Below are 25,242 nucleotides of genomic sequence, written 5' to 3'. Positions count from 1 at the left end.
ATTTCACCGCTGGGCACACAGCCAGCGGAAAAGGGTAATGTAAGGGGTTTAAATGCGGATTTACGCACGCTGGATTGGAGCGCTGCTGCTGAGCACGTTAGCGCTGAATGTCTTTGCCGATACCGATCGCGGCTGGCAACCCATCAATGACACCATTCGTAAAAGCGATCACGATCCACGCCGTTATCAGGCGATTACGTTAAACAACGGTATGACCGTGCTGCTGGTCTCGGATGCCGAAGCGCCTAAATCGCTGGCGGCGCTGACCTTACCGATCGGTTCGCTGGATGATCCTAATCAGCAGCTGGGTCTGGCGCACTATCTCGAACACATGGTGTTAATGGGCTCAAAGCGTTATCCGCAGCCTGATAATCTCGCCGAATTCCTGAAAAAAAATGGTGGCAGCCACAATGCCAGCACCGCGTCGTATCGCACGGCGTTCTATCTGGAAGTGGAAAACAGCGCGTTGCAGCCCGCAGTTGATCGTCTGGCCGATGCGATTGCTGAACCGCTGCTCGATCCGGTTAATGCCGATCGTGAGCGCCATGCGGTTAACGCAGAACTGACCATGGCTCGCTCACGCGATGGCTTGCGTATGGCACAGGTGGGTGCAGAAACTCTCAACCCTGCGCATCCCGGCTCGCGCTATTCCGGTGGCAACCTTGATACGTTGAGTGACAAGCCGGACAGCAAATTGCATCAGGCGCTGACCGATTTTTATCACAGCCACTACTCCGCCAATCTGATGAAGGCGGTGATTTACAGCAACAAACCGCTGCCAGAGATGGCCGACATTGCGGCAAAAACCTTTGGTCGTGTGGCTAATCATCAAACGACGGTGCCAGAGATTGACGTGCCGGTAGTGACCGACGCGCAGAAGGGCATCATTATCCATTACGTGCCCGCACAGCCGCGCAAGCAGTTGAAAATTGAGTTCCGCATCCCGAACAACAGCGGCCAGTTCCGCAGTAAAACCGATACGCTGATCAGCTACATTCTGGGCAATCGCAGCAAAAACACCCTCAACGACTGGCTGCAAAAGCAAGGGCTGGCGGATGGCGTCAGCGCCGGTGCAGACCCGATGACCGAGCGCAACAGCGGCGTCTTCGCTATCAGCGTGTCGTTAACCGACAAAGGTCTGGCGCAGCGCGATGAAGTGGTGGCTGCGGTGTTCAACTACCTTGATATGCTGCGCACCAAAGGCATCAGTAAAGAATACTTCGATGAAGTCTCCCACGTGCTGGCGCTGGATTTCCGCTACCCATCAATTACCCGTGATATGGATTACATCGAGTGGCTGGTGGATACCATGCTGCGGGTGCCGGTTGAGCACACGCTGGATGCGCCTTATCTGGCCGATCAGTTCGATCCCGCGGCAATCAAAACGCGTCTCGCCGAAATGACGCCGCAGAACGCGCGCATCTGGTACATCAGTCCGCAGGAGCCGCATAACAAAGAAGCCTACTTTGTGAATGCGCCCTATCAGGTGGACAAAATCAGCGACGCCCAAATTAGCGACTGGCAGCAACGTGCCGCGCAGCTCCAGCTGTCGATGCCCACGCTGAATCCCTACATTCCGTCGGATTTCGCCCTTATCCCCTCCGATGGCAAAACCTACGATCATCCGGTCGCACTGACCAATGGCGACAGCATGCGTATTTACTGGATGCCAAGTCAGCAGTTTGCCAGCGAACCGAAAGCCGCTATTACCTTAGCGCTGCGCAATAAATCGGCGATCAGCGACGCGCGCCAGCAGGTGCTGTTTGGGTTGAATGACTATCTCTCCAGCCTGGCGCTGGATGAATTGAATTCGCAGGCTTCGGTTGGCGGCATCAGTTTCTCCACCGGGGAAGATGATGGCATCGTGTTTAGCGCCAGCGGGTTTACCCAACGTCTGCCGGAATTGCTGAAGAAGCTGGTGGAGGGTTACGCCACCTTTACGCCGGACCAGCAGCAGCTGGAACAGGCCAAATCCTGGTATCTGGATCGACTGGAAGCGGCTGAGAAGGGCAAAGCGTTTGAGCAGGCGATTCAGCCGATGCAGATGTTGTCGCAGCTGCCTTACACCCAACGTGAAACGCGCCGCAATCTGGTGAAAGACATCACGCTGAAACAGGTCACCGATTACCGCGATGCGCTGATTCATCATGCAACCCCGGAGATGATGGTGGTGGGCAATCTCTCTGCAGAGCGCGTGAAACAGCTCGGCGATGAGCTGCAGCAACAGTTGCACAGCGATGGTCACGGCTACTGGCACAGTGATTATGTGGCGGTGGATAAAGCGATGAAGGCCAATCTGCAGAAAGCCGGCAGCAGCACTGATTCGGCGCTGGCCGCGCTTTATGTGCCGTTGGGCTACAGCGAATATCAAAGCATGGCCAACAGCACCATGCTGAGCCAGATCGTTCAACCCTGGTTCTACAACCAGTTGCGCACCGAAGAGCAACTCGGCTATGCGGTGTTTGCTTACCAGATGCCGATCGGACGCCAGTGGGGCATCGGTTTCCTGCTGCAAAGTAACAGCAAGCAGCCAGCGTTTTTACTGCAACGCTTCCAGGCGTTTTATCCGCAGGCTGAACAGCGTCTGCGCAGCATGAAAGCGGAAGATTTCGCCCAGTATCAGCAGGCGCTGATCAACGATATGAAGCAGCGTCCGCAAACGCTGGATGAAGAGGCGAACCGCTTTAACCGTGACTTTAAACGTCAGAACTTTGCCTTCGATACGCGTGAAAAAGCGATTGAGCAAATTCAGCAACTGACGCCAGCCGGCCTGGCCGACTTCTTCCATCAGGCGGTTTTAGCGCAGCAAGGCATGGCGATGATTTCGCAGATCGGTGGCAGCCATGATGGCGCGACCAAAGATGACTACGCCCAGCTGCCGGGCTGGACCACATGGGATGAGGTCCAGAAGCTGCAGCAGTCGTTGCCCGTGAAGAGTGATGCCCAATGAGTCTGCTACCTGAATCGCTCAATCCTCTGACGCTGCCGCTGCGCGGTGAGCGTCTGATTGAGGCCTCAGCCGGCACCGGCAAAACCTTCACCATCGGCCTGCTCTATCTAAGGCTGCTACTGGGATTGGGCGGACAACATGATTATTCGCGCCCGTTGTCGGTAGAAGAGATTCTGGTCGTGACCTTTACCGAGGCCGCGACCGCTGAACTGCGCGGGCGTATACGCGCCAACATTCACGAGCTGCGGCTGGCCTGCCTGCGCGGCGTCAGCGGCAACCCGATGCTGATGCAGCTGCTGCAGGAGATTCCACAGCCCGCCGATGCGGCTTCGCTGCTGCTGGCCGCTGAACGACAGATGGATGAAGCCGCCATCTTCACCATCCACGGCTTCTGCCAGCGCATGCTGAATCTCAACGCCTTTGAGTCCGGCATGCTGTTTGAACAGCAGCTGATTGAGGATGAACAGCTGCTGCTGCGCCAGGCGACTGCCGATTTCTGGCGTCGTCACTGCTATCCGCTGACGCTGGATGTCGCGCGAGTGATTGTCAGCGAATGGAGCGGCCCGGAGCAGTTGCTTTCCACCTTGCGTCCGTGGTTGCAGGGCGAATCGCCCAGCCTGCGTCTGCCGCCTGCCGACAGTGAAACCCTGGCTTCGCGCCACAGCGAAAACCTGGCGCGTATCGCCGCGATGAAAGCGCAATGGCTGGCGGTGGGTGACGAAGTGCTGACGCTGGTGGGGCAATCTGACGTGGATAAGCGCAGCTACAGCAGCAAGAATTTGCCGGTTTGGGTCAATAAAGTCAGCTTTTGGGCGCAGAGCGAAACGCGTGATTATCAGGTGCCCGCCGAACTGGCGCGCTTCGGTCAGCGCATGCTTGAAGAGAAGACCAAAAAGGGCAATCCGCCGCATCACAGTGTGTTTGACGCCATCGACACTTTCCTTGCTCAGCCGCTGTCGCTGCGCGATCTGGTGATTGCGCGTGCGCTGGTAGAGGTGCGCGCTGCGGTGCGCAAAGAGAAACGTCAGCAGGCACTGTTGGGTTTTGATGACCTGCTGAGCCGCCTCGACGAAGCACTGCAGCAGCCGAGCGGTGAGCAACTGGCTCAGGCGATTCGCCAGCGTTTCCCGGTGGCGTTGATTGATGAGTTCCAGGATACCGATCCGCTGCAATACCGTATTTTCCGCACGCTTTATATCAATCAGCCAGCGCATGCGCTGCTGTTGATTGGCGATCCCAAACAGGCGATTTACGCCTTTCGTGGCGCGGATATTTTTACCTATATCCGCGCGCGCAGTGAAGTCAGTGCGCATTACACGCTGGATACCAACTGGCGCTCGTCGCCTGCGATGGTCAACAGCGTTAACCATCTATTTGCGCGCCTCGACGCGCCCTTCCTGTTCGCTGAGATCCCGTTCCAGCCGGTGCAGTTTGCGCCTCCCAACCAGCAACTGTCGCTCAGTATCGATCAGGTTGAGCAAGCGGCGTTACGCTTCTGGCTGCAGCCGGGTGAAGGCTGCAGCGTTGGAGATTATCAACAACGTATGGCGCAGCAGTGTGCGGCCGATATCAGTCGCTGGTTGCAGGCCGGGCAGCAGCAGCGCGCGATGCTGGGCAAAGCGCCCAATTTGCGGCCGGTACAAGCCTCTGACATCACAGTGTTAGTGCGCAGCCGTAACGAAGCTAACCTGATTCGCGAAGCGCTCAATCTGCTCGGTATTCCGTCGGTTTACCTGTCGAATCGCGACAGCGTTTACACCACGCCGGAAGCGCGAGAGCTGTTATGGCTGTTGCAGGCGGTACTGGCACCGGAGCAGGAGCGTATGCTGCGTACCGCGCTGGCAACCTCGCTCTTTGCCTTTGATGCCTCGCAGCTGGATGCGCTGGATCAGGACGCGCGCGGCTGGGATGAACTGGTGGATACCTTTGCCCGCTGGCAGCTGGTGTGGCAGCAGCGTGGCGTCTTGCCGATGCTGCGCGAGATGATGCTGGAGCGCCAGCTGGCGGAAAATCTACTGGCATCGGAGAACGGCGAGCGTCGTCTGACGGATTTACTGCATCTCGGCGAACTGCTGCAGGAAGCGGCTGCGCAGCTGGATAGCCCACACGCGCTGGTGCGTCATCTGGCACAGCAGATCGCCCGCCCGGATAGCCAGTCTGCCAGCCAGCAACTGCGTCTGGAGAGCGATCGTCATCTGGTGCAGATTGTCACCATCCACAAATCTAAAGGGCTGCAATATCCGTTAGTGTGGCTGCCATTCGCCGCCGGTTTTCGCGAGGCGGATACCGCGCTTTATCACGATCGTGAGAGCTTTAACGCGGTCCTGGATCTGCAAGCCGATGAAGAGAGCCTGGCGCTGGCCGAACAGGAGCGTCTGGCGGAGGATTTGCGCCTGCTCTACGTGGCGTTGACCCGTTCGATCTATCACTGCAGCGTCGGCGTGGCACCGCTGTTTCGCGGCACGCGTAAGAAAGAGGGCGAGAGCGATTTGCATAAAAGCGCGCTCGGTTTTCTGTTGCAGCGCGGTGTAGCGGCAACAGCCGAACAGCTCGGCGCGTTGCTGCATAACATGGACGCGGCGGGCACCGAGGTGGTGCTGGCTGAAGATATGCAAGCCGAGCGCTGGCAGGTTGAGGCGGTCGCCGATAGCGAGTTGGGGGCGCGAAGCGTAACGCGCGTGCTGGCCGACCCGTGGCGCGTCACCAGTTATTCCGGTTTGCAGCAGCACAGTTCTCACCGTCTGCTTGAGGTGATGCCGAATTTCGATGTGGAAGCAGCCGGCGAAGAGGATCGGGAAGAGGAAGGGGAAGCGGCGCTCACGCCCCATCACTTCCCGCGCGGTGCTGCGCCGGGAACGTTTTTGCATGAGCTGTTCGAATCGCTGGATTTCCCGCAGCCGCCTTCCGAGGAGACGCTGGCGCAACATCTGCAGCAAAACGGCTATCCGCTGCACTGGCAGCCGATGCTCAGTACGTGGATCAGGCGTGTATTGAGCACGCCGCTTAACGCGCAGGGTATTCATCTGGCGCAGGTGCAAAGCAGCGATCGTTTGGTGGAGATGGCATTCTATCTGCCAATTGACAATGTGCTGACCGCGCGTGAACTGAGCGCGTTGATTGCTCAGGATGCGTTATCGGCGCAGGCTCCGCCGCTCGATTTCCGTCAGGTGCAGGGCATGCTGAAAGGCTTTATCGATTTGGTGTTCCGCTGGCAGGGCAAATATTACCTGCTGGATTATAAATCCAACTGGCTCGGTGACAGCCATGAAGCTTATACGCCGCAGGCAATGGCGCAGGCGATGATCGACCACCGCTACGATTTGCAGTACCAGCTCTATACGCTGGCGCTGCACCGCTATTTACAACATCGCGTGCCGGATTACGATTATGAGCAGCATTTCGGCGGCGTATTTTATCTCTTCCTGCGTGGCATGGACGGCAGCTCGCCAGACAACGGCGTGTTTCATACCCGTCCCACCTTCGACTTCATTTCACAACTGGATAGCCTGTTTCGCGGGCCGGGAGCGACAGCATGAGCGGTATGACCGCGCTTTTAGCACAGGCGGCTGAGCTGCGTTTGCTGCGTTCGCTGGATGTCCAGTTCGCTCAACTGCTGGCTGATGATGATCAACCGGCGCGTTTGCTGCTGGCGGCCTGCCTGAGCGCGGAAGCGGGAGATGGGCATGTCTGTTTGCCGTTATCACAGCTGAGCCGCGACAACCTGTTTAAAGGGCGTCATGCGGAGCTGGCCCAGGCCATCTGGCAAGCGGCAGGCGAACCGCAGGATTGGCCGGCAATTTTAGCCGGCTGGTCGGCGCTGAGTAGCAGCGAGCAAGCGGCACCCATCGTGCTGAGCGAAGATCGTCTCTATCTGCATCGCCTTTGGCACAACGAAGGGCAGGTGGCACGCTTCTTTCAGTCACAGTCAACAGCACAGCCTTTTGCGCCTGAACGGGTCAGGGAAGTGCTGGATCAGCTGTTTGGCAGCGAGCCGGATAACTGGCAGAAGATTGCGGCTGCGGTGGCGCTGACGCAGAAAACTGCGGTGATCTCGGGCGGTCCCGGAACCGGAAAAACCACCACGGTGGCAAAACTGCTGGCGGCACTGATCCGTCTTAGTGAAGGCGCGTTACGTATTCAGTTGGCTGCACCAACCGGCAAAGCGGCGGCGCGTCTCACCGAATCGCTGGGCAAGGCGCTGCAAAAGTTGCCGGTGAGCGAGGCGGAGCGGCTGCGCTTTCCGGCCGATGCCACCACGCTGCACCGCTTGTTAGGCGCGCAGCCGGAAACGCAGCGCCTGCGCTATCACGCCGGCAATCCGCTGCATCTGGATGTGCTGGTGGTGGATGAAGCCTCAATGGTCGATCTCAGCATGATGGCGAATTTGATTGCCGCATTGCCAGCGCAGGCGCGCGTGGTGTTCCTCGGCGATCGCGATCAGCTGGCATCGGTGGAAGCGGGCGCGGTGCTCGGTGACATCTGTCGCTGTGCCGAAGCCGGTTACAGCCCGATGCGTGCTGCGCAGCTGAGCGAGCTCACCGGCAGCCAGGTGGCAGGCATTGATGACATCCGCGCTCCCGCGGTACGCGACGCGATTTGCCTGCTGCGTAAAAGCTACCGCTTTGACGCCAACTCCGGCATTGGCCAACTGGCCGCAGCGGTTAACGCCGGTGATGCAAAGGCGGTTGAAGCCGCATTCAAGGCTGGTTTCAGCGATATCACCCGTCAACCTTTGCAGGATGCGGATGCGTACCAGGCGATGCTGATGGAGATTGCGGCCGGTTATCAGCCGTTCCTGACACTCATTCGCCAACGCGCTGATCCTGCTGAGATTATCGCGGCGTTTGGCGGATATCAGCTGCTGTGCGCACTGCGTGAAGGGCCGTTTGGCGTGCAGGGATTGAATCAGCGTATTGAGCAGAAGCTGATGCAGCTGCAGCTGATTCGTCGTCCAACCGGCGGCAGTCGCTGGTATCAGGGACGTCCGGTGATGGTGACGCGTAACGACAGCGCATTGGGCCTGTTTAACGGCGATATCGGCATTACGCTGTTTGATGAGGAAGGCCTGCTGAAGGTGTTCTTCCCATTGCCGGATGGCAGCATCAAGGCGGTGCAACCGAGCCGATTGCCAACGCACGATACCGCGTGGGCGATGACGGTGCATAAATCGCAGGGTTCGGAGTTTGACCACACGGCGTTGGTGATGCCGGCGCAGTTCCTGCCGGTGTTAACGCGCGAGCTGATTTATACCGCGATTACCCGCGCGCGTAAGCAGCTGACGTTGTACAGCGATGACGGCGTGTTCCGTCGTGCCGTGCAGTTGCGTACCCAGCGACGCAGCGGATTACTGAAGCGGTTGAGCGGGGAGTAATTAAGTATCGATTCCGCACAATCCGTCGCGGCGCGATGAATCGCGCATATCAATGGCGGCAGCTTGCCCATGCGGATATTGCGCAATAAATTGCGCCGCTGCGGTATGTGCAACTACGCAACGGCACAGTTAAATGATGCGACTACCCCAAATCCGCCATCAGCACCTTTGAACGGCGCTGATAGTTATACATCTGCTTCTTGCTCTCGGGCAGGGACTCAATATCCACCGGCGTAAAACCGCGCTCCTGGAACCAGTGAATGCTGCGCGTGGTTAACACAAACAGCTTCTTTAGCCCCATCTGACGTGCCTGCAACGCCACGCGATCCAGCAACAGTTCTCCACGCGACGAGCTGCGATAATCCGGATGCACTGCCACACAAGCCATCTCACCAATCTGCTCGTCTGGGAACGGATAGAGCGCGGCACAGGCGATGGTTAAATTATCACGCTGGATAATGGTGAACTTATCAATCTCCATCTCCAGTTGCTCACGGGAGCGACGCACCAGAATCCCTTGCTGCTCCAGCGGGCGAATCAGTTCGAGAATACCGCCGATATCGTTGATGTTGGCGCGCCGAATCTGCTCGGCCGACTCCATCACAATCTGGGTACCGATACCGTCGCGCGAGAACAGTTCTTGCAGCAACGCGCCATCTTCCTGATAGCTAATCAGGTGGCTGCGACGCACGCCGCTGCGGCAGGCTTTGACCGCACCACGCAAGAACCGCACGGTGCCAGAGAGGAAATCGCCATCGCTCTCCATTTCGTCGATGCGCGCCTGGGCTTCATTCGGGAACAGTTCAGAAATAATCGCGCCTTCGCGATTGGTCACGCCCTGCTCGGAGCAGAAACCAATCATCTTCTCGGCCTTCAATTTTATTGCCAGCTGCGTCGCCACTTCTTCTGACGTCAGGTTAAAACTCTCGCCGGTCACAGAAACCGCTACCGGACCGAGCAGCACAATCGCATCGTTATCCAGCTGACGATGGATCGCTTCCTCATCAATACGACGAATACGCCCGCTGTGGCAGTAATCAACGCCATCATCCACCCCCAGCGGCTGCGCAATGATGAAGTTGCCGCTCACTACGTTAATGTGCGCGCCTTGCAGCGGCGTGTTGTTGAGGCTCATCGACAGACGCGCGGTGATATCCAGCTGTAAGCGACCGGCGGCCTGCTTTACCAGCTCAAGTGATTGCGCATCGGTAACGCGCGTATGTTTGTGATAAATCGGTTCCAGCTGTTGCTGGGCCATGCTGGCGTCAATCTGCGGACGCGCACCATAAACCACCACTAAGCGAATGCCGAGGCTATGCAGCAGACCGATGTCATTAACGATGCTTGAGAAGTTCTCATGCTCGATGGCTTCGCCACCCAACATGATGACAAACGTCTTGTCACGATGGGTATTTATATAGGGAACGGTGTGGCGAAAACCCTGAACCAGTTCTGTACTGCGTTCCTTCACGGCAAAGCCCTCTATGCATGTTTATTCGTAATTTTCGTATTTTTATGCTCTTTTGCTCTTTATTGCAAGCGCCGGGCCTGACGTTACTTTACGATTTTCATGATGCAACACGCGCTAACAGACTGCATTATCTGGTTTTTCCGGCAAGACAAGACGATTCTCATCGAGTAAAGTTTTCACTTTCTTGCCATCGAGTGATGATTTTTTAGACATAACACAGCAGTTGGAGCGGCATGTCCGAAGCTTTTACACGACGACGATTATTACAGGGCGCTGGCGCATTATTAATGCTAAGCGTGACGCGTACCGGGCTGGCTGCCAGCCAGCATATTGTGGCGGTGCGCATCTGGCCCTCATCGACTTACTCCCGCGTAACCCTGGAATCAAACGTTCCCCTCAAGTACAAACAGTTCACGCTGGGGAATCCCGATCGTCTGGTTATTGATATCGAAAATATGCACATCAACCCGGTCCTGAAAGGAGTCGATAAGCTGGTGCGCGTGGACGATCCCTATATCAAAACCGCGCGCGTCGGTCAGTTTGACGCTAACACGGTGCGACTGGTGCTGGAACTCAAGCGTAGCATTGCGCCCAAGACATTTACTCTTGCGCCAGTGGCAGGTATCAAGCATCGCTTAGTGGTCGATCTGTATCCTAATCAGCAATCACGGGAAGAGGATCCGCTACTGGCATTACTGCAGAATTACAATCAGGGCGATCTAGAACGCGATCAGCCGGTGCAGGCGGCGCTGCCGGGCAAAGCGGGGCGCGATCGACCGATTATCATCATGATCGATCCTGGCCATGGTGGTGAGGATCCCGGCGCGCATGGCAAATATAAAACGCGTGAGAAAGATATCGTGTTGAAGATCGGTCGCTATCTGAAGGCGCTGATCGACAAAGAGCGCAACATGAAAGCTTACATGACGCGCAATGAGGATGTGTTTATCCCGCTGCGTGTCCGCGTGGCGAAAGCGCGAAAGCAGCGTGCGGATCTGTTCATTTCGATCCATGCTGATGCCTTCACCAGTCGGGCCGCGCGCGGTTCGTCGGTGTTTGCCCTTTCGACCAGCGGCGCTACCTCAGCGGCGGCGCGCTTCCTCGCACAAACGCAGAATGAAGCCGATTTGATTGGCGGCGTCAGCATGAGCGGCGATCGTTATCTCGACCACACCATGTTCGACATGGTGCAGCGGCAAACCATCAGCGACAGCCTGAAGTTTGGTAAAGAAGTGCTGTCACGCATGGGACATATCAATCACCTGCACAAGCGCACCGTCGATCAGGCGGGATTTGCGGTGCTGAAAGCCCCGGATATTCCCTCGATTTTGGTGGAAACCGCGTTTATCAGTAATGTCGAAGAGGAGCGCAAGCTGCGCACGTCGCGCTATCAGCATCAGGTGGCTGAGGCGATTCTGCATGGGATTAAGGCGTATTTTGATAAGGGTGCTGCACTAGCGCATCGCTGAGGAGGGCGGCAGCAATGCCGCTTTTTTCCGGACGCCAGAAACAAAAAAACACCCGTTAAGGTGTTTAAATGATTGGTTGCGGGGGCCGGATTTGAACCGACGACCTTCGGGTTATGAGCCCGACGAGCTACCAGGCTGCTCCACCCCGCGTCCGTCTGTCGCATTAAGCGACTTTTCACATTGTATTCTTCTTAAGACAATTGGTTGCGGGGGCCGGATTTGAACCGACGACCTTCGGGTTATGAGCCCGACGAGCTACCAGGCTGCTCCACCCCGCGTCCGACTGACGCGTTACACGACACTTCACATTGTCTCTTCATTTAAGAAGAATTGGTTGCGGGGGCCGGATTTGAACCGACGACCTTCGGGTTATGAGCCCGACGAGCTACCAGGCTGCTCCACCCCGCGTCCGTGGATGCGCACTATACTCTGGACGCGCGGCGATGCAACCCCTTTTTGAGACAAAACGTCAAATTTACAGTCAGTTGATGAATAAACTCGCCATTGGGTGGATTATTGTACAGATGTGAGCGTGACCGCTGATGGCAGATTTCATTCTCTCTGCCCCTTTGCTATCGTCGCCGGGCAAACAATCGATAAAAAGAGAAGGTTATGAAAGGACATTGGGCGAAGTATGCACTCACTGGCGCATTTATCGCGCTGCTAGCGGGCTGTAGTTCTAAACCGACCGACCGCGGTCAACAGTATATAGATGGCAAGCTGGAGCAACCGCTTGGGCTGGTCAACCAACCGAATGCTAAAGGGCGTCCGGTGAACGGCAAAGACTTTAGCGATCAGGTGGTGCAGATTCAAACCGCCTCATCCGGCCTGTTCGGGCGCAACAACGGTACTTACAGCGCAGTGCAAAACTGGCTGCTGTCCGGCGCGGATACGCGCCAGCTCAACCAGTTTGGTTTGAATGCTTATCAGATGGAAGGCACTGACAATTACGGCAACGTGCAGTTCACCGGTTACTACACGCCGGTTGTGGAAGCGCGTTATACCCGTCAGGGCGAGTTCCAGTATCCGATTTATCGTATGCCACCGCGTCCGCGTGGACAGAAACTGCCGAGCCGCGCTTCTATCTATAATGGTGGGCTCGACGATCGCTACATCATTGCCTACAGCAATTCGCTGATCGATAACTTCATGATGGATGTGCAGGGCAGCGGCTACGTTGATTTTGGTGATGGTCGTCCGCTGCGCTTCTTTGGTTACGGCGGCAAAAATGGCTGGGCTTATCACAGTATTGGTAAAGAGCTGATCGATCGCGGTGAAGTGAAGCGCGAAGATATGTCGATGCAGGCGATTCGTCAGTGGGCGCAAGAGCATTCGCCACAGGAAGTGCGTTCGGTGCTGGAAACCAACCAATCCTTCGTCTTCTTCAAACCGGAAGAGTATGTGCCGGTGCGCGGTGCCAGCGCGGTGCCGCTGATTGCCAAGGCTTCCGTTGCCTCCGATCGTTCATTGATTCCGGCCGGAACCGTGCTGTTAGCCGAAGTGCCGCAGCTGAACGAGAAGGGCAAGTTCAATGGCAAATATGAGATGCGTCTGATGGTGGCGTTAGACGTGGGTGGCGCGATTAAAGGCCAGCACTTCGATATCTATCAGGGCGTTGGCCCGGATGCGGCGCATCTGGCCGGTTTCTACAACCATTATGGCCGCGTCTGGGTGCTGAAAGCCGCGCCGGGCACCGGTCAGCCGCTGTTTAGCAACCCACAAAATGGCAACAACGGTTCGCTGCTGTTAGGTTCTAATTAATGTCCCGTTTTCCCGGAAAGGTTTGGTTATGACAGTAGTAAGCGACGCCTGGCGACAACGTTTTGGCGGCACCGCGCGTCTCTATGGCCAGGACGCGCTGCAGCGTTTTGCCGACGCGCACTTTTGCGTGATCGGTATTGGCGGCGTGGGTTCGTGGGCGGCGGAAGCCTTAGCGCGCACCGGCATCGGTAAAATCACCCTGATTGATATGGACGATGTCTGCATCACCAATACCAACCGCCAGATTCACGCGCTGCAGGGCAAAGTGGGCCAGGCGAAAACCGAAGTGATGGCGGAACGTATGCGCGCCATCAATCCGGAATGCGAAGTGATCTGCATCGATGATTTCATCACGCCGGAAAATACCGCTGAACTGTTATCGGCGGGTTTTGACTACGTGATTGATGCGATTGATAGCGTGCGGCCCAAAGCTGCGTTGATTGCCTGGTGTCGTCGCAACAAGATCCCGCTGATAACCACCGGCGGCGCGGGCGGCCAGATCGATCCCACGCAGATCCAGGTGAGCGATCTGGCGAAAACCATTCAGGATCCGCTGGCGGCAAAGCTGCGTGAGAGATTGAAAGGGGATTTTGGCGTGGTGAAGAACAGCAAAGGCAAGCTCGGCATCGACTGCGTATTCTCGACGGAAGCGCTGATGTATCCGCAGCCGGACGGCAGCGTGTGCACTTCACGCTCCACCGCAGAAGGCCCGAAACGCATGGATTGTGCCGCCGGATTTGGCGCGGCGACCATGGTAACCGCCACGTTCGGGTTTGTGGCGGTTTCGCACGCGTTGAAGAAGTTTCTGGCGAAAGCGGCGCGTCAAACGGCCTGAGCGTGCTGACGGGCAGCGCGTTGCACCGCATCCGCCAGCGCCTGTAAGCCGCTGCTGCGCGACGCACTGAGCTGCGCGCGCAGACCTAACGTATCAAACAACGCTAGCGGATCTTGCTGCAGCAAGTCGGCTGGCGTTTTGCCTTCCACCGCCGTCAATAACACCGCCAGCAATCCGCGCACGATGCGTCCTTCGCTGTCACCATAAAAGTGCAGCGTGCCGTTGTTCAGCAACTGGCTGCTTAGCCACACGCGATTTTCACAGCCCGTGAGTTCGATATCTGGCGTCTTTAACTCTTCCGCTAACGCTGGCAGCTGGCGGCTGAGCTGGATCAGTTGACGATAGCGATCTTCCCACTGATGAAAATGGGTGAATTTTTCCGTCAGGCTGGCGGCGGTAATCAGATCGCCGAACGGATGCGGGGCGAGCAGGGTTGATGTCATGGGCTTATTCACTCAGTAAGTCTACGGCATGGCGCATGGCGCGCACCAGCGCATCCACGTCCTGCAAATTATTATAGGGGGCGAACGAGACACGCAGCGTGCCGGTGACGCCCAGCGCCGCCATCAGCGGCTGCGCACAGTGCTGCCCGGCGCGCAATGCGATGCCATGCTCGGCGAGCAGCGTAACGATATCGCTGTGGTGAATGCCGGCAATATCAAACGCCAGCAGGCTGGCATTGCCACAGCGGAAGCTGCGAAAACCGGGGATCTCGCTCAGTTGCTCCTCGGCGAGGCTCGCCAGTTGCTGGCTCCACATTTCGGCCTTTTTGCCATCATGTTGCGCCAGCCACTCTAGCGCGGCACTCAACCCCACCACGCCGGCAACATTAGGCGTTCCGGCTTCAAAACGCCACGGCACCGGCTGCGGTGTAAAACTGTCAAAATCGACCTGCGTCAGCATTTTGCCGCCGCCTTGCCATGGATCCATCGCTTCCAGCAGTTCCGCTTTGCCATACAGCACGCCAATGCCCATTGGGCCGTAAAGCTTATGGCCGGAAAAAGCATAGAAATCAATATCCAGCGCCTCTACATCCGGCGGACAATGCACCACACCTTGTGCGCCATCGACCATCACTTTGGCACCGACGTCATGGGCTAAACGGATCGCCTGCGCCAGATCCGGACAGCCGCCGGTGACGTTCGACATCTGACCAACGGCCAGCAATCGGGTACGTGAATTGAGCAGTGCTGGCAACAGCGTGATATCCGGCAAACGATCGTCGCCCAACGGCCATTTCACCACTTTCGCGCCCGCCGCTTTTGCCACCATCAGCCACGGCACCAGATTGGCGTGATGTTCGGCTTCGCTAACCACGATTTCATCGCCAGCCTGTAATCGCGGAGCCAGCCAACTGTTCGCCACCAGGTTGATCGCTTCGGTGGTGCCGCGCGTCCAGACAATTTGCCGATCGTCGGCAGCATTGAGCCAGCGCGCCACTAATCCGCGCGCCTGTTCGTATTTTTCCGTTAATGCGCGAGCGGCAGCGAACTGGCTGCGATGCACGGTGCCAGCGCTGAGGCTGTAGAACTGTGCGGTTGCGTCGATCACCGCCTGCGGCTTGAGCGCAGTAGCCGCGCTATCGAGGTAGATTCCGGCATCGCTCAGCGCGGGGAACTGCTGGCGGAAGGCGCCGGGAGAAAAAATGGTCATACTCAGCCCACTGTTAATCATGTTAGGACCAGGCTGAAAGCTGGCCCGTTGCCTGGCAAAGCTGGAAAAGCGCGTTATGCTAATTATTGCAAGGTTTGAACCGAAACCCGCATAACGCGTCGCTATTCATAGTCGATTTCACTGGCGCTACCTTTGGTGAGCGCATGCGGGTGGTTTAATGCAATCAATCTGCAAGGAGATAGAAGATGAATAAACTCACCGCAGTGCTGGCCGTGTGTACTCTGGCCTTTACCCTGTCCGCATGTTCCAGCAATTACGTAATGCACACTAACGATGGTCGCACCATCGTCGCCGATGGCAAACCTAAAGTTGATGACGAAACCGGTATGATCAGCTATCAGGATGCCAATGGCAACAAGCAGCAGATTAACCGCTCTGACGTCAAAGAGATGGTGGAGATGGGGCAGTAAGGCAAAAAAAAAGCACCGCAATTTGCGGTGCTATTTAAAATCACTATGGACAGACAGGGTAAATCTACAGGAATTAAAAGCTTGATCTGCAAGCGTCAGATCAAAATGCAAACACAACATCACGACCACAAGCCAAAAGCTCTCCAAAAGTCTGCGATCTCTCGCACGTTTCCAGAAATCTTTTCGTTCCGGCTCAGGAAGTGCGGCAACTATAGGTATTTGCTGGAGCTTCCTCAACGGACAAATTATAATGTCTCGGATTAAAAAAACTAATACGTAGCGACTTTGTATAAGTTGAAGTATTACTTTGTCAATCCGGATACGGAAAACCATGTCTAAACGCCTTCCGCCGCTTAATGCTTTACGCGTCTTTGATGCTGCTGCCCGTCATTTGAGCTTCACCAAAGCCGCTGAAGAGCTGTTTGTTACCCAGGCTGCTGTCAGCCATCAGATCAAATCTCTGGAAGATTTCCTCGGTCTTAAGCTGTTTCGCCGGAGGAATCGTTCGCTTTTACTGACGGAAGAAGGTCAAAGCTACTATTTAGATATTAAGGAGATTTTCTCCGCTCTTAACGATGCCACGCGCAAGTTGCAGGCGCGCAGCGCTAAGGGTGCGCTGACCGTCAGTTTGCTGCCGAGTTTCGCCATTCAGTGGCTGGTTCCTCGCCTTTCCAGCTTTAATATGGCTTATCCGGGCATCGACGTGCGTATCCAGGCGGTGGACCGTGATGAGGAGAAATTGGCGGACGATGTCGACGTGGCGATTTTCTACGGTCGTGGCAATTGGCCAGGCCTGCGGGTTGAGAAATTGTATGCCGAATATTTGCTGCCAGTCTGCTCACCGATGTTGCTGACGGGTGATCATCCTCTCAAATCGCCGGCCGATTTGGCGCACTGCACGCTGCTGCATGATGCATCGCGCCGTGACTGGCAATCCTATACGCGTCAGCTGGGCGTGCAGCATATTAATGTGCAACAGGGCCCGATCTTCAGCCACAGCGCCATGGTGTTGCAGGCGGCGATTCATGGTCAGGGCGTGGCGCTGGCGAATAATGTGATGGCGCAGAGTGAAATTGAAGCCGGTCGTCTGGTGTGTCCTTTTAATGACGTATTGGTCAGTAAAAATGCTTTTTATCTGGTTTGTCATGACAGCCAGGCAGAACTGGGTAAAATAGCCGCCTTTCGTCAGTGGATCCTGGAAAAAGCGGCCAATGAACAAGAAAAATTCCGTTTTCGCTACGATCACTAATGCGTTGCTGGCTGCACAATGATGTGCGCATTACCTTGAGGATTGTTTGATGTCCAGTCGTGCCATGTTTGTTTTTGCTGCCATTAGCGGATTTATGCTGGTGGCGTTTGGTGCTTTCGGCGCGCATGTGCTGAGCAAATCGCTCGGCCCAGCCGAAATGGCGTGGATACATACCGGGCTTGAATATCAGGCGTATCACACGCTGGCGGTGATTGGCCTGGGTGCCGCTATGCTGCGTCGTGCCAATATCTGGTTTTACTGGAGTAGCGCCGCGATGGCGCTCGGTATCGTGTTGTTCAGTGGCAGCCTCTATTGTCTGGCGCTGTCGCACATGAAGTTTTGGGTTTTTGTTACGCCGGTGGGAGGCTTATGCTTCCTTATTGGCTGGTTCTTGATGTTGATTGGCGCACTGCGTCTGAAACGAAAGGCAGATCGCCATGAATAAAGTTTTACTCTATTGCCGTCCAGGATTTGAGAAAGAGTGCGCGGCAGAAATCAGCGCGAAAGCGGCTGAGCGCGAGATTTACGGCTTCCCGCGCGTCAAAGATGACTCAGGTTACGTGCTGTATGAGTGCTATCAGCAGCAAGATGCTGAAAAGCTGATCCAAACGCTGCCGTTTGCCGAACTGATCTTTGCGCGGCAGATGCTGGTGGTGGGAGAGCTACTGCGCGATCTGCCACCAGAAGACCGCATCACGCCGATTGTCGGCATGCTGACCGGTGTGGTGGAGAAGGGCGGTGAACTGCGGGTTGAAGTGCCGGATACCAATGAAGCGAAAGAGCTCACCAAGTTCTGCCGTAAATTAACCGTGCCGCTGCGTGCCAGCCTGCGTGAAAGCAAAATCCTGCTTAATTACGAAACGGCTAAGCGTCCGGTAGTGCACGTGTTCTTTATTGCGCCGGGCACCTGTTACGTCGGCTATTCGCTGCCGGAAAACAACTCGCCATTCTACATGGGCATTCCGCGCCTGAAATTCCCCTCCGATGCGCCGAGCCGTTCTACGCTCAAGCTGGAAGAAGCGTTTCACGTGTTTGTGCCTGCGGATGAGTGGGATGAGCGTTTAGCCAGCGGCATGTACGCCGTCGATCTCGGCGCTTGCCCCGGCGGCTGGACCTATCAACTGGTGAAACGCAGCATGTGGGTTTTTGCGGTAGATAACGGCCCGATGGCGCCAAGCCTGATGGACACCGGACAGGTGACGCACTGCCGCGAAGATGGTTTTAAATTCCGTCCGCCGCGTACCAATATCAGCTGGCTGGTGTGCGACATGGTGGAAAAACCGGTGCGCGTCGCAAGCCTGATGACCGAATGGCTGGTGAATGGCTGGTGCCGCGAGGCGATCTTCAACCTCAAGCTGCCCATGAAAAAGCGCTACGAAGAAGTGACACAGAACCTGACGATGATTGATGACGCGCTGAAAGCGCAGGGTATTAATGCCCAGATTCAGGCTCGTCAGCTCTATCACGACCGAGAAGAAGTCACCGTCCACGTACGTCGACTTTGGGCGGCTGTTGGCGGCCGTCGCGACGAGCGCTAATCCTGCTTCATACTTTGCGCTACAGCGGTCCTGCTTCATACTTTGCACTACAGCGGCGTTGGCTGCGTTTGCTCGCCCCGGTCACATACTGATGTATGCTCCCGGGGACTCGCGCACTTGCCGCCTTGCTGTAGCACAAATTATTTTGCAGGATAACTGTTTTGCACAGTCGCCATTTATGGCGACGGCTGTTTCGTTTGAAATCTCAATGTATTGAGATTGCCTTGCAGTACCAAATCACGTTTTAACGTCGATACTTTGCGGCAAATTTCTGCCATTTCCCGCTGTTCCTGCAATTTTCCCTGCCATTTGCTCGGTACCTGATCCCATTGCTGATAGATCGCATCCAGCGATCCAAACTGCATCAACAACTCGCGGGCGCTTTTCGGGCCAATGCCGGGCACGCCGGGAATTTTGCTGCTACTGATACCACACAATCCCCAATAGTCGGGCAACTGCGCGGGCGTTACGCCAAACTCTTGCTCGATAAAAGGCACATCCAGCCAGCGCTTCTGGAAATAGTCGCGAATACGAATGTTAGGTGCCAGCAGCTGGCAATAACCTTTATCGGTAGAAACAATCGTTGCCTGATGACCAGCGTCCGCCATTTTCACCGCCAGCGTGGCGGCGAGATCGTCGGCTTCGTCTAAATCAGCCACCCAGCAGCTGACGCCTGCTGCGCGGAAGGCATCCTGCAACGCGGGCATCTCCAGATGCAAATCCTCCGGCATCGGCGGGCGACCCGCTTTGTAATCCGGCAATAGCTGATGGCGCCAACCGGGCTGACGCTCATGGCTATCAAACACCGCCACCACGTGCGTGGGTTGTGTATGTCCCAATAACTGATGCAAGGCGGCAACGCAGCTGTCGCGGCACGGCGAACCCTGAACAGCGTGCAGACGGCGAATCAGATTGAGTGCATCAATGATAAGAAGATGAAGCGACATAGCGATAGCGGCAGCCCGCAGGCTGCCTTCCTGATGGGTTATTTGATGATTTCGTAGCAAGGCGTGTAGGCGCTGCCCGGCAGCTTCATGCGCTGCTGTGCGACAAAACCTTGCAACAGTTCGTCCATGCGGTGCATGAGATTGGCATCGCCGTGCAGTTTGTACGGGCCTTTCTCGCGAATTTCACGAATTCCGATCTCTTTGACGTTACCCGCCACAATGCCGGAGAAGGCGCGACGCAGATCGGCTGCCAGCAGCTCGGCGGGCTGATCCGGGAACAGCTTCAGGTTTGCCATATTCTCGTGCGTCGGCAGGAAGGGCACTTGCAATTCGGGTGCGATACGAATCGACCAGTTGAAGCTGTAGGCATCGCCGGTTTCGCGGCGATACTCTTTCACCTGCGGCATGGCTTTCTTCATCAGACGCGCCACTTCAGCGGCACCATCAATGATAATTTTGTAGTGCTTGCGTGCGGCTTCGCCCAGCGTATTGACGATGAAATCATCCAGCACGCGGAAGTAGTCGGCGCTCTCTTTGGGTCCGGTCAGAATCAGCGGCAATACCTGATCGCTGTTGTGCGGATTCATTAAAATACCCAACAAATACAGCAGCTCTTCGGCTGTGCCCACGCCGCCAGGGAAGATCACGATACCGTGGGCGATACGCACAAAGGCTTCAAGGCGTTTTTCGATATCCGGCATGATGATCAGCTCATTGACCAGCGGATTCGGTGGTTCGGCGGCAATGATTGAGGGCTCAGTCAGGCCGATAAAACGGCTGTCATGATAACGCTGCTGCGCATGTCCTACCGCCGCACCTTTCATCGGTGCTTCCATGACGCCAGGTCCGCAACCGGTACAGATGTTGAGTTCGCGCAGACCCATTTGTGTGCCGACGTTGCGGCAATATTGGTATTCCACCGCATTGATTGAGTGGCCGCCCCAACACACCACGGTATTCGGATATTCGCCGATGTGCAGTGCACGCGCGTTACGCAGAATCGAAAACACCTGATTGGTGATATGCGCAGAGTCTTCCGGCTCCTCGTTCTGGTAGCGTTCTGTTGCCGCCAGTTGTCCGTTTACAAACAGAATGTCGCGCAGCACGGCAAACAAGTTTGCCTGCAGCGAACGAATAATCCGGCCATCAACAAATGCCTCTTCCGGCGGGTTAATCAGCTCCAGTTTCACACCGCGCTCACGGCGCAACACGTTGATGTCGAAGTTTTCAAAACGCGAAAGCAATTCCTGGCTGCTGTCGGTCTGGCTACCGGAGTTGAGTACCGCAAGAGAACAGTTACGAAACAGCTGATAAAGGTCGCTGCTAGCGGTGCGCTTCAGCATGTCGACTTCAAGCTGGGAGAGCAGATCCATCGAGCCAAGCGGGCTGATATGTGTAATCAAGAGAACTCCTTTACACGCAAATGCGTGGCTGATGACGCTGCGCTTAACTTATTAACGCAGCGACGAAAATCCCTGGTCGCGCATGCTTCGATCGCGCCTTCAACAGAGTAACGTTGTCCGCTGTGAATGCTCAAGGGGAACCGCGCATCCGTGCAGCGGCCTGCGAGGCGTCTCGCAAACTATTACTGGCGAACCAGGCGGGAAAATCCCGGAGAGAAGGGCACGTTACTGCGCCACGGATTGATATCCAGACCGCCGCGCCTGGTGTAACGTGCATAAACGCTCAGGGCTTCTGGCTGACAAAAGCGCTGAACGTCGTTGAAAATGCGCTCAACGCACTGCTCATGAAACTCATTATGCTGACGGAATGAGATGAGATAACGCAGCAGCGCTTCACGATTAATACGCGGGCCTTTGTAGCGAATCATCACCGAGCCCCAATCGGGCTGATTGGTAATTAAGCAGTTCGATTTCAGCAGATGGCTAACCAGCGTTTCTTCAACAATTTCACGGCCTGCAGCCTGCGCCAGATAATCTGCATTGAAGGCGTAATCGTGGATTTCGATATCCTGTTCATCAATCACTTCGCCACTGAAATGGCCGATCGGCTGGCCTTCCACTTCGCTGAGACGAAACAGCGCCACGCTGACCTGACCCTTCGCGCAGGCGCTGAGATCGCGCTCCAGCGTCTGGCGAACTTCGCCCCAGTCGGCGAAAACGCTCTGATTAAAACTGTTAAGATAGAGCTTGAAACTCTTCGACTCGATCAGGTTTTGGCTATCGGCGCGCAGTACCACTTCGCCCACTGCGACCTGCGGAACGCCTTTGCTGTTGAGCCAGGAGAGTTCGTAGAGCGTCCAGATATCTGCGCCAGTAAACGGCAGATTATCGGGATACAGCCCCAGCGGCTCACGGTTAAGGCTGCGCGGCACGGATTGCAGCAGCGTGTTATCGTAGCGATCAACATAAGCCGTGGGCTTACCTAAGGTCAGGCCGCTTAATGCCTGATCCCGGTTTTCAGAAGACATAACGGTTACCACTGAATTTCATCAAAGTGGTTAAGTGTAACCTAACACTTGCGAGAATATGAATGATGCAGCAAACCGTAGATGCTCTGCGTGAGTTTACCGCCCGCTACGTGGAACATTGGCAGCAACAAACCGGACATTTTCCCGCCAGCGCCGATCTGCTTGGCGTTCCCTCCGACTGCATCATCAGCACGCTGGATGACCGCGTGTTGTGGCAGCCGCAGCCGTTTACGTTACCAGCCACGCTTGAAGCGGTAGAGCGTGCGCTGGATCTGCAACTGCAACCAGAAATCAGTGCGTTTTACACCAGCCAGTTTGCAGGTGATATGACGGCAACCTTTGAACAGCAGCCGATTACCCTGCTGCAGGTATGGAGTGAAGCGGATTTCACTCGCCTGCAGGAAAACCTGATTGGTCACTTGGTTATGAAGCGCCGCTTAAGACAAGCGCCAACGCTGTTTATTGCCACCACCAACTCAGAGAATGATGTGATTGCGCTGTGCAATCTTACCGGCGAGGTCATTATTGAGGAGCCTGGCACTAAAAAGCGTGAAGTCCTGGCGACATCGGTTAAGACATTTCTTAATGCTTTACAACCGGTTACTCAGTGATTTGCAGATTTTTAGGCTGCGCTTTGTGAGAGATCTCTCACGTTACGTGTGAGAGATCGCTAGATCATTGCGCAGACTTGCGGAAGCCCTAAATGTAAAAATATTGTGAATCATGAACTTATGGCATCAATCTGAAAATTAAGACAGGACTTAATCCATTAACGCTTCTTACTGGCTTGTTATTGCGATGGTTTCTGGGAGAATAGTCACCACTGGCAGGATGCTGGGGATTAAGAGACGTTCAGGAGAATGTCAGCCATGAGGCGGGAACGTAACGGAGTTTACGGCACAAGGAAGGCTTCAGGACAAAGCAGGACACTCAGGATTGAGTATAAAGGACACCTCCAGGACGGAGAATGAGAGCCACGCGGAACGTGGCGGGCCAGGATGCTAAGGACCAATGTCATGATGACAAGCGACGGAAAGCGCAGGAAAAGTTGTCATGGATGAGCAGGGAGCACAGCAGTAGCTGGAATGCTGCAAACGAAAACCGGGAGCACTGTAATCACAGTGCTCCCTTTTTTTATGCCATTTTTACGCCGGGCGTGACTGATGGTATGCTTGCCGCCCAATTTTTCTCTGGAGGTGGCGCATGTCGTCGCAAATGATTTTTCAGCGCCTGCAGCAGGTCGAAGCGGTGATGCGTGAACACGGCCATTGGCAGTCACAATCCCCCGAGGCGGGCGCCTTCGCCAGTACCGAACCTTTCTGTCTTGATACCATGGAGCCGCTGCAATGGCTACAATGGGTGTTCATGCCACGTTTTTATGCGCTGCTCGAAAGCGGCGCGCCGTTGCCGCAGAATTTTGCCATCGCTCCCTATTATGAAGTCGCATTGCCAGCCGACACGCCGGGCTATGCGGTGCTATTGCTGACGCTCAACAAGTTTGATGCGCTGTTCCAGGAACCTTCCGCCTGATGCTCGAAATCCTTTATCAAGATGCGTGGCTGGTCGCGGTGAATAAGCCGGCCGGCTGGCTGGTGCATCGCAGCTGGCTCGATCGCAATGAAAAAGTGGTGGTGATGCAAACGGTGCGCGATCAGATTGGCCAGCATGTGTTCACTGTGCACCGCCTCGATCGCCCAACGTCCGGCGTGTTGCTGATGGCCTTATCGAGTGAAGTCGCCCATTTACTGGCGCAGCAGTTTGAACAGCATCAGATGCAGAAAACCTATCATGCGGTGCTGCGCGGCTGGCTGGAAGGCGGCGCGACGCTGGATTATCCGCTGGTGGAAGAGCTGGATAAGATTGCCGACAAATTTGCCACCCAGGAACCTGTTGCCCAACCGGCGGTAACGGATTACCAGGCGCTGGCACACGTTGAGATGCCGGTCGCCATCAGCCGCTATAACACCGCGCGCTATACACTGGTGGAGATGGCGCCGCACACCGGGCGTAAACATCAGCTGCGTCGCCACATGGTGCATCTGCGTCATCCGATTATTGGCGACAGCGCGCACGGCGATCTGCGCCAGAATCGCGGTGCGGCGGCACATTTTGGCCTCAATCGCCTGATGCTGCACGCCAGCGTACTCAGCTTTACCCATCCCGTTACCGGCGAGGCCATAGTGATTCGCGCCGGGTTGGATCGCGTCTGGCAGCAGATGCTTGAGCAGTTTGGCTGGCAGGATCAGATCCCTGATGTTCCCAGGGTTGAGTTTGCCAATGATGCAGTCCAGGATAAGCCGACAGAATAAAGGAGCGGCAAGATGGCAAAGATTGGCATTTTTACAGGTACGGTTTACGGCAATGCGCTGCTGGTAGCTGAAGAAGCACAGACGGTGCTGGAAGAGCAGGGCCACGACGTGAAGGTGTTTGAAGATCCGTCGATGGCGGATTGGCAGGCATACAGCCAGGATGTGGTGCTGATTGTCACCTCAACCACCGGTCAGGGCGACTTCCCGGATAACATTGCCCGCCTGTATGTTGCAGTGCGCGATCAGCTGGGTTATCAACCAGAATTGCGTTATGGCGTGATTGGCTTGGGTGACAGCAGCTATGACAATTTCTGCGGTGCAGCTAAAACCTTTGATGCCACCTTGCAGGAGCAGAGCGCGCAGCGCATCGGCGAGGTGCTGTTGGTGGATGCGACGGAAGATCCGGAGCCCGAATCAGTGACCTCACCGTGGGTGGAGAGCTGGGGTAAGTTGCTGTAAGGACTTTTCCCTCACCCTAACCCTCTCCCGCTGTACAGTCCGGGGACATGGTGAACACTTGTTCGGGGACATGGTAGACACTTACAACTAAGGCATAAGAACCCGTTTATGGAGTCGCTTATGTCCTGGGATGCGAGAGATACCGTGTCATTACGTAAAGAGTTTGTTCTGTTCGCCTCGCAAGACGGGGCGAACATCCGCGCACTCTGCCGTCACTACGGCATTTCTTCCGCCACTGCCTACAAGTGGCTTCGCCGCTGGGCTGAAGAGGGGGAATCCGGTCTTGAGGACCGCCCCTGCATACCCCATCACTCCCCCAACCGCTCGTCTGACGACATCACTGACCTGCTTCGTATGGCGCATGAACT

General features: G+C 55.9%; 21 protein-coding genes and 3 tRNA genes. 15 read left to right on the top strand and 9 right to left on the bottom strand.

Features of this window, described 5'->3' with window-relative positions:
• Positions 1–52: 52 nt before the first annotated feature.
• Genes ptrA through recD form a run of 3 tightly spaced genes read left to right on the top strand, consistent with a single transcriptional unit; the run spans position 53 to position 8,321 of the window.
• On the top strand, positions 53–2,950 hold the full coding sequence (ptrA, locus tag DEU53_RS18130; protein WP_110867960.1) for a pitrilysin: 2,898 nt from the start codon (positions 53–55) through the stop codon (positions 2,948–2,950).
• A complete protein-coding gene (gene recB / locus DEU53_RS18125) occupies positions 2,947–6,486 on the top strand; it encodes an exodeoxyribonuclease V subunit beta (RefSeq protein ID WP_110867959.1) in 3,540 nt (1,179 codons plus the stop codon). The genes ptrA and recB overlap by 4 nt, the downstream gene beginning before the upstream one ends.
• A complete protein-coding gene (gene recD / locus DEU53_RS18120) occupies positions 6,483–8,321 on the top strand; it encodes an exodeoxyribonuclease V subunit alpha (RefSeq protein ID WP_110867958.1) in 1,839 nt (612 codons plus the stop codon). Before recB ends, recD begins: the two co-directional genes overlap by 4 nt.
• A gap of 142 nt (positions 8,322–8,463) precedes the next feature.
• Here recD and argA read toward each other — a convergent pair whose 3' ends face one another.
• Positions 8,464–9,792, bottom strand: coding sequence for an amino-acid N-acetyltransferase (gene argA / locus DEU53_RS18115; protein ID WP_007891884.1), 1,329 nt, complete (start codon positions 9,790–9,792; stop codon positions 8,464–8,466).
• Between the two features lie 233 nt (positions 9,793–10,025).
• Here argA and amiC point away from each other — a divergent pair, with 233 nt between their 5' ends.
• The gene (amiC, locus tag DEU53_RS18110) at positions 10,026–11,261 is read left to right on the top strand and encodes an N-acetylmuramoyl-L-alanine amidase AmiC (protein ID WP_146222856.1); all 1,236 of its coding nucleotides are present in this window, start codon (positions 10,026–10,028) and stop codon (positions 11,259–11,261) included.
• Between the two features lie 73 nt (positions 11,262–11,334).
• On the opposite strand, the gene DEU53_RS18105 is transcribed toward amiC, so the two are convergent.
• The 3 genes from DEU53_RS18105 to DEU53_RS18095 all read right to left on the bottom strand — a co-directional run bounded on the left by DEU53_RS18105 (position 11,335) and on the right by DEU53_RS18095 (position 11,669).
• Positions 11,335–11,411, bottom strand: a tRNA-Met gene (locus DEU53_RS18105).
• Positions 11,412–11,462: 51 nt separating this feature from the next.
• A tRNA-Met gene (locus DEU53_RS18100) sits at positions 11,463–11,539 on the bottom strand.
• Between the two features lie 53 nt (positions 11,540–11,592).
• A tRNA-Met gene (locus tag DEU53_RS18095) sits at positions 11,593–11,669 on the bottom strand.
• 204 nt (positions 11,670–11,873) lie between these two features.
• On the opposite strand from DEU53_RS18095, the gene mltA reads away from it, so the two are divergent.
• Together mltA and tcdA are read left to right on the top strand one after the other, a co-directional pair.
• Positions 11,874–13,022, top strand: a complete 1,149-nt coding sequence (gene mltA / locus DEU53_RS18090; RefSeq protein WP_101762003.1) for a murein transglycosylase A — start codon at positions 11,874–11,876, stop codon at positions 13,020–13,022.
• Between the two features lie 28 nt (positions 13,023–13,050).
• Positions 13,051–13,857 carry a tRNA cyclic N6-threonylcarbamoyladenosine(37) synthase TcdA gene (gene tcdA / locus DEU53_RS18085; protein ID WP_101762004.1) on the top strand — a complete coding sequence of 269 codons (807 nt, stop codon included), beginning with the start codon at positions 13,051–13,053 and terminating at the stop codon, positions 13,855–13,857.
• Here the strand turns inward: tcdA and csdE are convergent.
• Positions 13,845–14,300, bottom strand: a complete 456-nt coding sequence (gene csdE, locus DEU53_RS18080; RefSeq protein WP_110867956.1) for a cysteine desulfurase sulfur acceptor subunit CsdE — start codon at positions 14,298–14,300, stop codon at positions 13,845–13,847. The genes tcdA and csdE overlap by 13 nt on opposite strands.
• Before the next feature lie 4 nt (positions 14,301–14,304).
• Complete coding sequence (csdA, locus tag DEU53_RS18075) at positions 14,305–15,510, bottom strand: cysteine desulfurase CsdA (RefSeq protein ID WP_110868037.1); 1,206 nt, start codon at positions 15,508–15,510, stop codon at positions 14,305–14,307.
• Positions 15,511–15,716: 206 nt separating this feature from the next.
• Between csdA and DEU53_RS18070 the strand changes: the two genes are divergently transcribed.
• The 4 genes from DEU53_RS18070 to rlmM all read left to right on the top strand — a co-directional run bounded on the left by DEU53_RS18070 (position 15,717) and on the right by rlmM (position 18,728).
• Complete coding sequence (locus DEU53_RS18070) at positions 15,717–15,941, top strand: YgdI/YgdR family lipoprotein (protein WP_008109575.1); 225 nt, start codon at positions 15,717–15,719, stop codon at positions 15,939–15,941.
• Positions 15,942–16,272: 331 nt separating this feature from the next.
• Complete coding sequence (locus DEU53_RS18060; RefSeq protein WP_101762006.1) at positions 16,273–17,190, top strand: transcriptional regulator GcvA; 918 nt, start codon at positions 16,273–16,275, stop codon at positions 17,188–17,190.
• Positions 17,191–17,239: 49 nt separating this feature from the next.
• Positions 17,240–17,635 (top strand): DUF423 domain-containing protein, encoded by a 396-nt coding sequence (locus DEU53_RS18055; protein ID WP_101762007.1) that lies wholly within the window; start codon positions 17,240–17,242, stop codon positions 17,633–17,635.
• Positions 17,628–18,728 (top strand): 23S rRNA (cytidine(2498)-2'-O)-methyltransferase RlmM, encoded by a 1,101-nt coding sequence (gene rlmM, locus DEU53_RS18050; RefSeq protein ID WP_110867955.1) that lies wholly within the window; start codon positions 17,628–17,630, stop codon positions 18,726–18,728. The genes DEU53_RS18055 and rlmM overlap by 8 nt, the downstream gene beginning before the upstream one ends.
• Before the next feature lie 176 nt (positions 18,729–18,904).
• On the opposite strand, the gene xni is transcribed toward rlmM, so the two are convergent.
• From xni to queF, 3 genes are all read right to left on the bottom strand, one after another.
• Entirely contained in the window at positions 18,905–19,675 is a 771-nt protein-coding gene (gene xni, locus DEU53_RS18040) for a flap endonuclease Xni (protein WP_110867953.1), read from the bottom strand.
• A 38-nt stretch (positions 19,676–19,713) separates the two neighbouring features.
• A complete protein-coding gene (gene ppnN / locus DEU53_RS18035) occupies positions 19,714–21,078 on the bottom strand; it encodes a nucleotide 5'-monophosphate nucleosidase PpnN (protein WP_110867952.1) in 1,365 nt (454 codons plus the stop codon).
• A gap of 182 nt (positions 21,079–21,260) precedes the next feature.
• Positions 21,261–22,106, bottom strand: a complete 846-nt coding sequence (queF, locus tag DEU53_RS18030; RefSeq protein ID WP_110867951.1) for an NADPH-dependent 7-cyano-7-deazaguanine reductase QueF — start codon at positions 22,104–22,106, stop codon at positions 21,261–21,263.
• A 62-nt stretch (positions 22,107–22,168) separates the two neighbouring features.
• On the opposite strand from queF, the gene syd reads away from it, so the two are divergent.
• The 5 genes from syd to DEU53_RS18000 form a co-directional block, all read left to right on the top strand.
• The gene (gene syd, locus DEU53_RS18025) at positions 22,169–22,717 is read left to right on the top strand and encodes a SecY-interacting protein (RefSeq protein WP_110867950.1); all 549 of its coding nucleotides are present in this window, start codon (positions 22,169–22,171) and stop codon (positions 22,715–22,717) included.
• 592 nt (positions 22,718–23,309) lie between these two features.
• Positions 23,310–23,636, top strand: a complete 327-nt coding sequence (locus tag DEU53_RS18015; protein WP_101762014.1) for a YqcC family protein — start codon at positions 23,310–23,312, stop codon at positions 23,634–23,636.
• Positions 23,636–24,415 carry a tRNA pseudouridine(65) synthase TruC gene (gene truC, locus DEU53_RS18010; protein WP_110867949.1) on the top strand — a complete coding sequence of 260 codons (780 nt, stop codon included), beginning with the start codon at positions 23,636–23,638 and terminating at the stop codon, positions 24,413–24,415. Before DEU53_RS18015 ends, truC begins: the two co-directional genes overlap by 1 nt.
• A 12-nt stretch (positions 24,416–24,427) precedes the next feature.
• On the top strand, positions 24,428–24,874 hold the full coding sequence (locus DEU53_RS18005; protein WP_110867948.1) for a flavodoxin: 447 nt from the start codon (positions 24,428–24,430) through the stop codon (positions 24,872–24,874).
• Positions 24,875–24,982: 108 nt separating this feature from the next.
• Positions 24,983–25,242: helix-turn-helix domain-containing protein (locus tag DEU53_RS18000; RefSeq protein WP_146222855.1), on the top strand; the 260-nt coding region annotated here is incomplete at its 3' end.

Origin of the sequence: Pantoea sp. AG1095, assembly GCF_003208415.1 — a bacterium.
GTDB lineage: Bacteria > Pseudomonadota > Gammaproteobacteria > Enterobacterales > Enterobacteriaceae > Pantoea > Pantoea leporis.
The sequence above is the reverse complement of the archived record's forward strand: the minus strand, read 5'-3'. Positions and strand labels throughout refer to the sequence as shown.

Coding starts and splice junctions, on each gene's coding strand:
- ptrA (WP_110867960.1), top strand. CDS start 53: ATGCGGATTTACGCACGCTGGATTGGAGCGCTGCTGCTGAGCACGTTA.
- recB (WP_110867959.1), top strand. CDS start 2,947: ATGAGTCTGCTACCTGAATCGCTCAATCCTCTGACGCTGCCGCTGCGC.
- recD (WP_110867958.1), top strand. CDS start 6,483: ATGAGCGGTATGACCGCGCTTTTAGCACAGGCGGCTGAGCTGCGTTTG.
- amiC (WP_146222856.1), top strand. CDS start 10,026: ATGTCCGAAGCTTTTACACGACGACGATTATTACAGGGCGCTGGCGCA.
- mltA (WP_101762003.1), top strand. CDS start 11,874: ATGAAAGGACATTGGGCGAAGTATGCACTCACTGGCGCATTTATCGCG.
- tcdA (WP_101762004.1), top strand. CDS start 13,051: ATGACAGTAGTAAGCGACGCCTGGCGACAACGTTTTGGCGGCACCGCG.
- csdE (WP_110867956.1), bottom strand. CDS start 14,300: ATGACATCAACCCTGCTCGCCCCGCATCCGTTCGGCGATCTGATTACC.
- csdA (WP_110868037.1), bottom strand. CDS start 15,510: ATGACCATTTTTTCTCCCGGCGCCTTCCGCCAGCAGTTCCCCGCGCTG.
- DEU53_RS18070 (WP_008109575.1), top strand. CDS start 15,717: ATGAATAAACTCACCGCAGTGCTGGCCGTGTGTACTCTGGCCTTTACC.
- DEU53_RS18060 (WP_101762006.1), top strand. CDS start 16,273: ATGTCTAAACGCCTTCCGCCGCTTAATGCTTTACGCGTCTTTGATGCT.
- DEU53_RS18055 (WP_101762007.1), top strand. CDS start 17,240: ATGTCCAGTCGTGCCATGTTTGTTTTTGCTGCCATTAGCGGATTTATG.
- rlmM (WP_110867955.1), top strand. CDS start 17,628: ATGAATAAAGTTTTACTCTATTGCCGTCCAGGATTTGAGAAAGAGTGC.
- xni (WP_110867953.1), bottom strand. CDS start 19,675: ATGTCGCTTCATCTTCTTATCATTGATGCACTCAATCTGATTCGCCGT.
- queF (WP_110867951.1), bottom strand. CDS start 22,106: ATGTCTTCTGAAAACCGGGATCAGGCATTAAGCGGCCTGACCTTAGGT.
- syd (WP_110867950.1), top strand. CDS start 22,169: ATGATGCAGCAAACCGTAGATGCTCTGCGTGAGTTTACCGCCCGCTAC.
- DEU53_RS18015 (WP_101762014.1), top strand. CDS start 23,310: ATGTCGTCGCAAATGATTTTTCAGCGCCTGCAGCAGGTCGAAGCGGTG.
- truC (WP_110867949.1), top strand. CDS start 23,636: ATGCTCGAAATCCTTTATCAAGATGCGTGGCTGGTCGCGGTGAATAAG.
- DEU53_RS18005 (WP_110867948.1), top strand. CDS start 24,428: ATGGCAAAGATTGGCATTTTTACAGGTACGGTTTACGGCAATGCGCTG.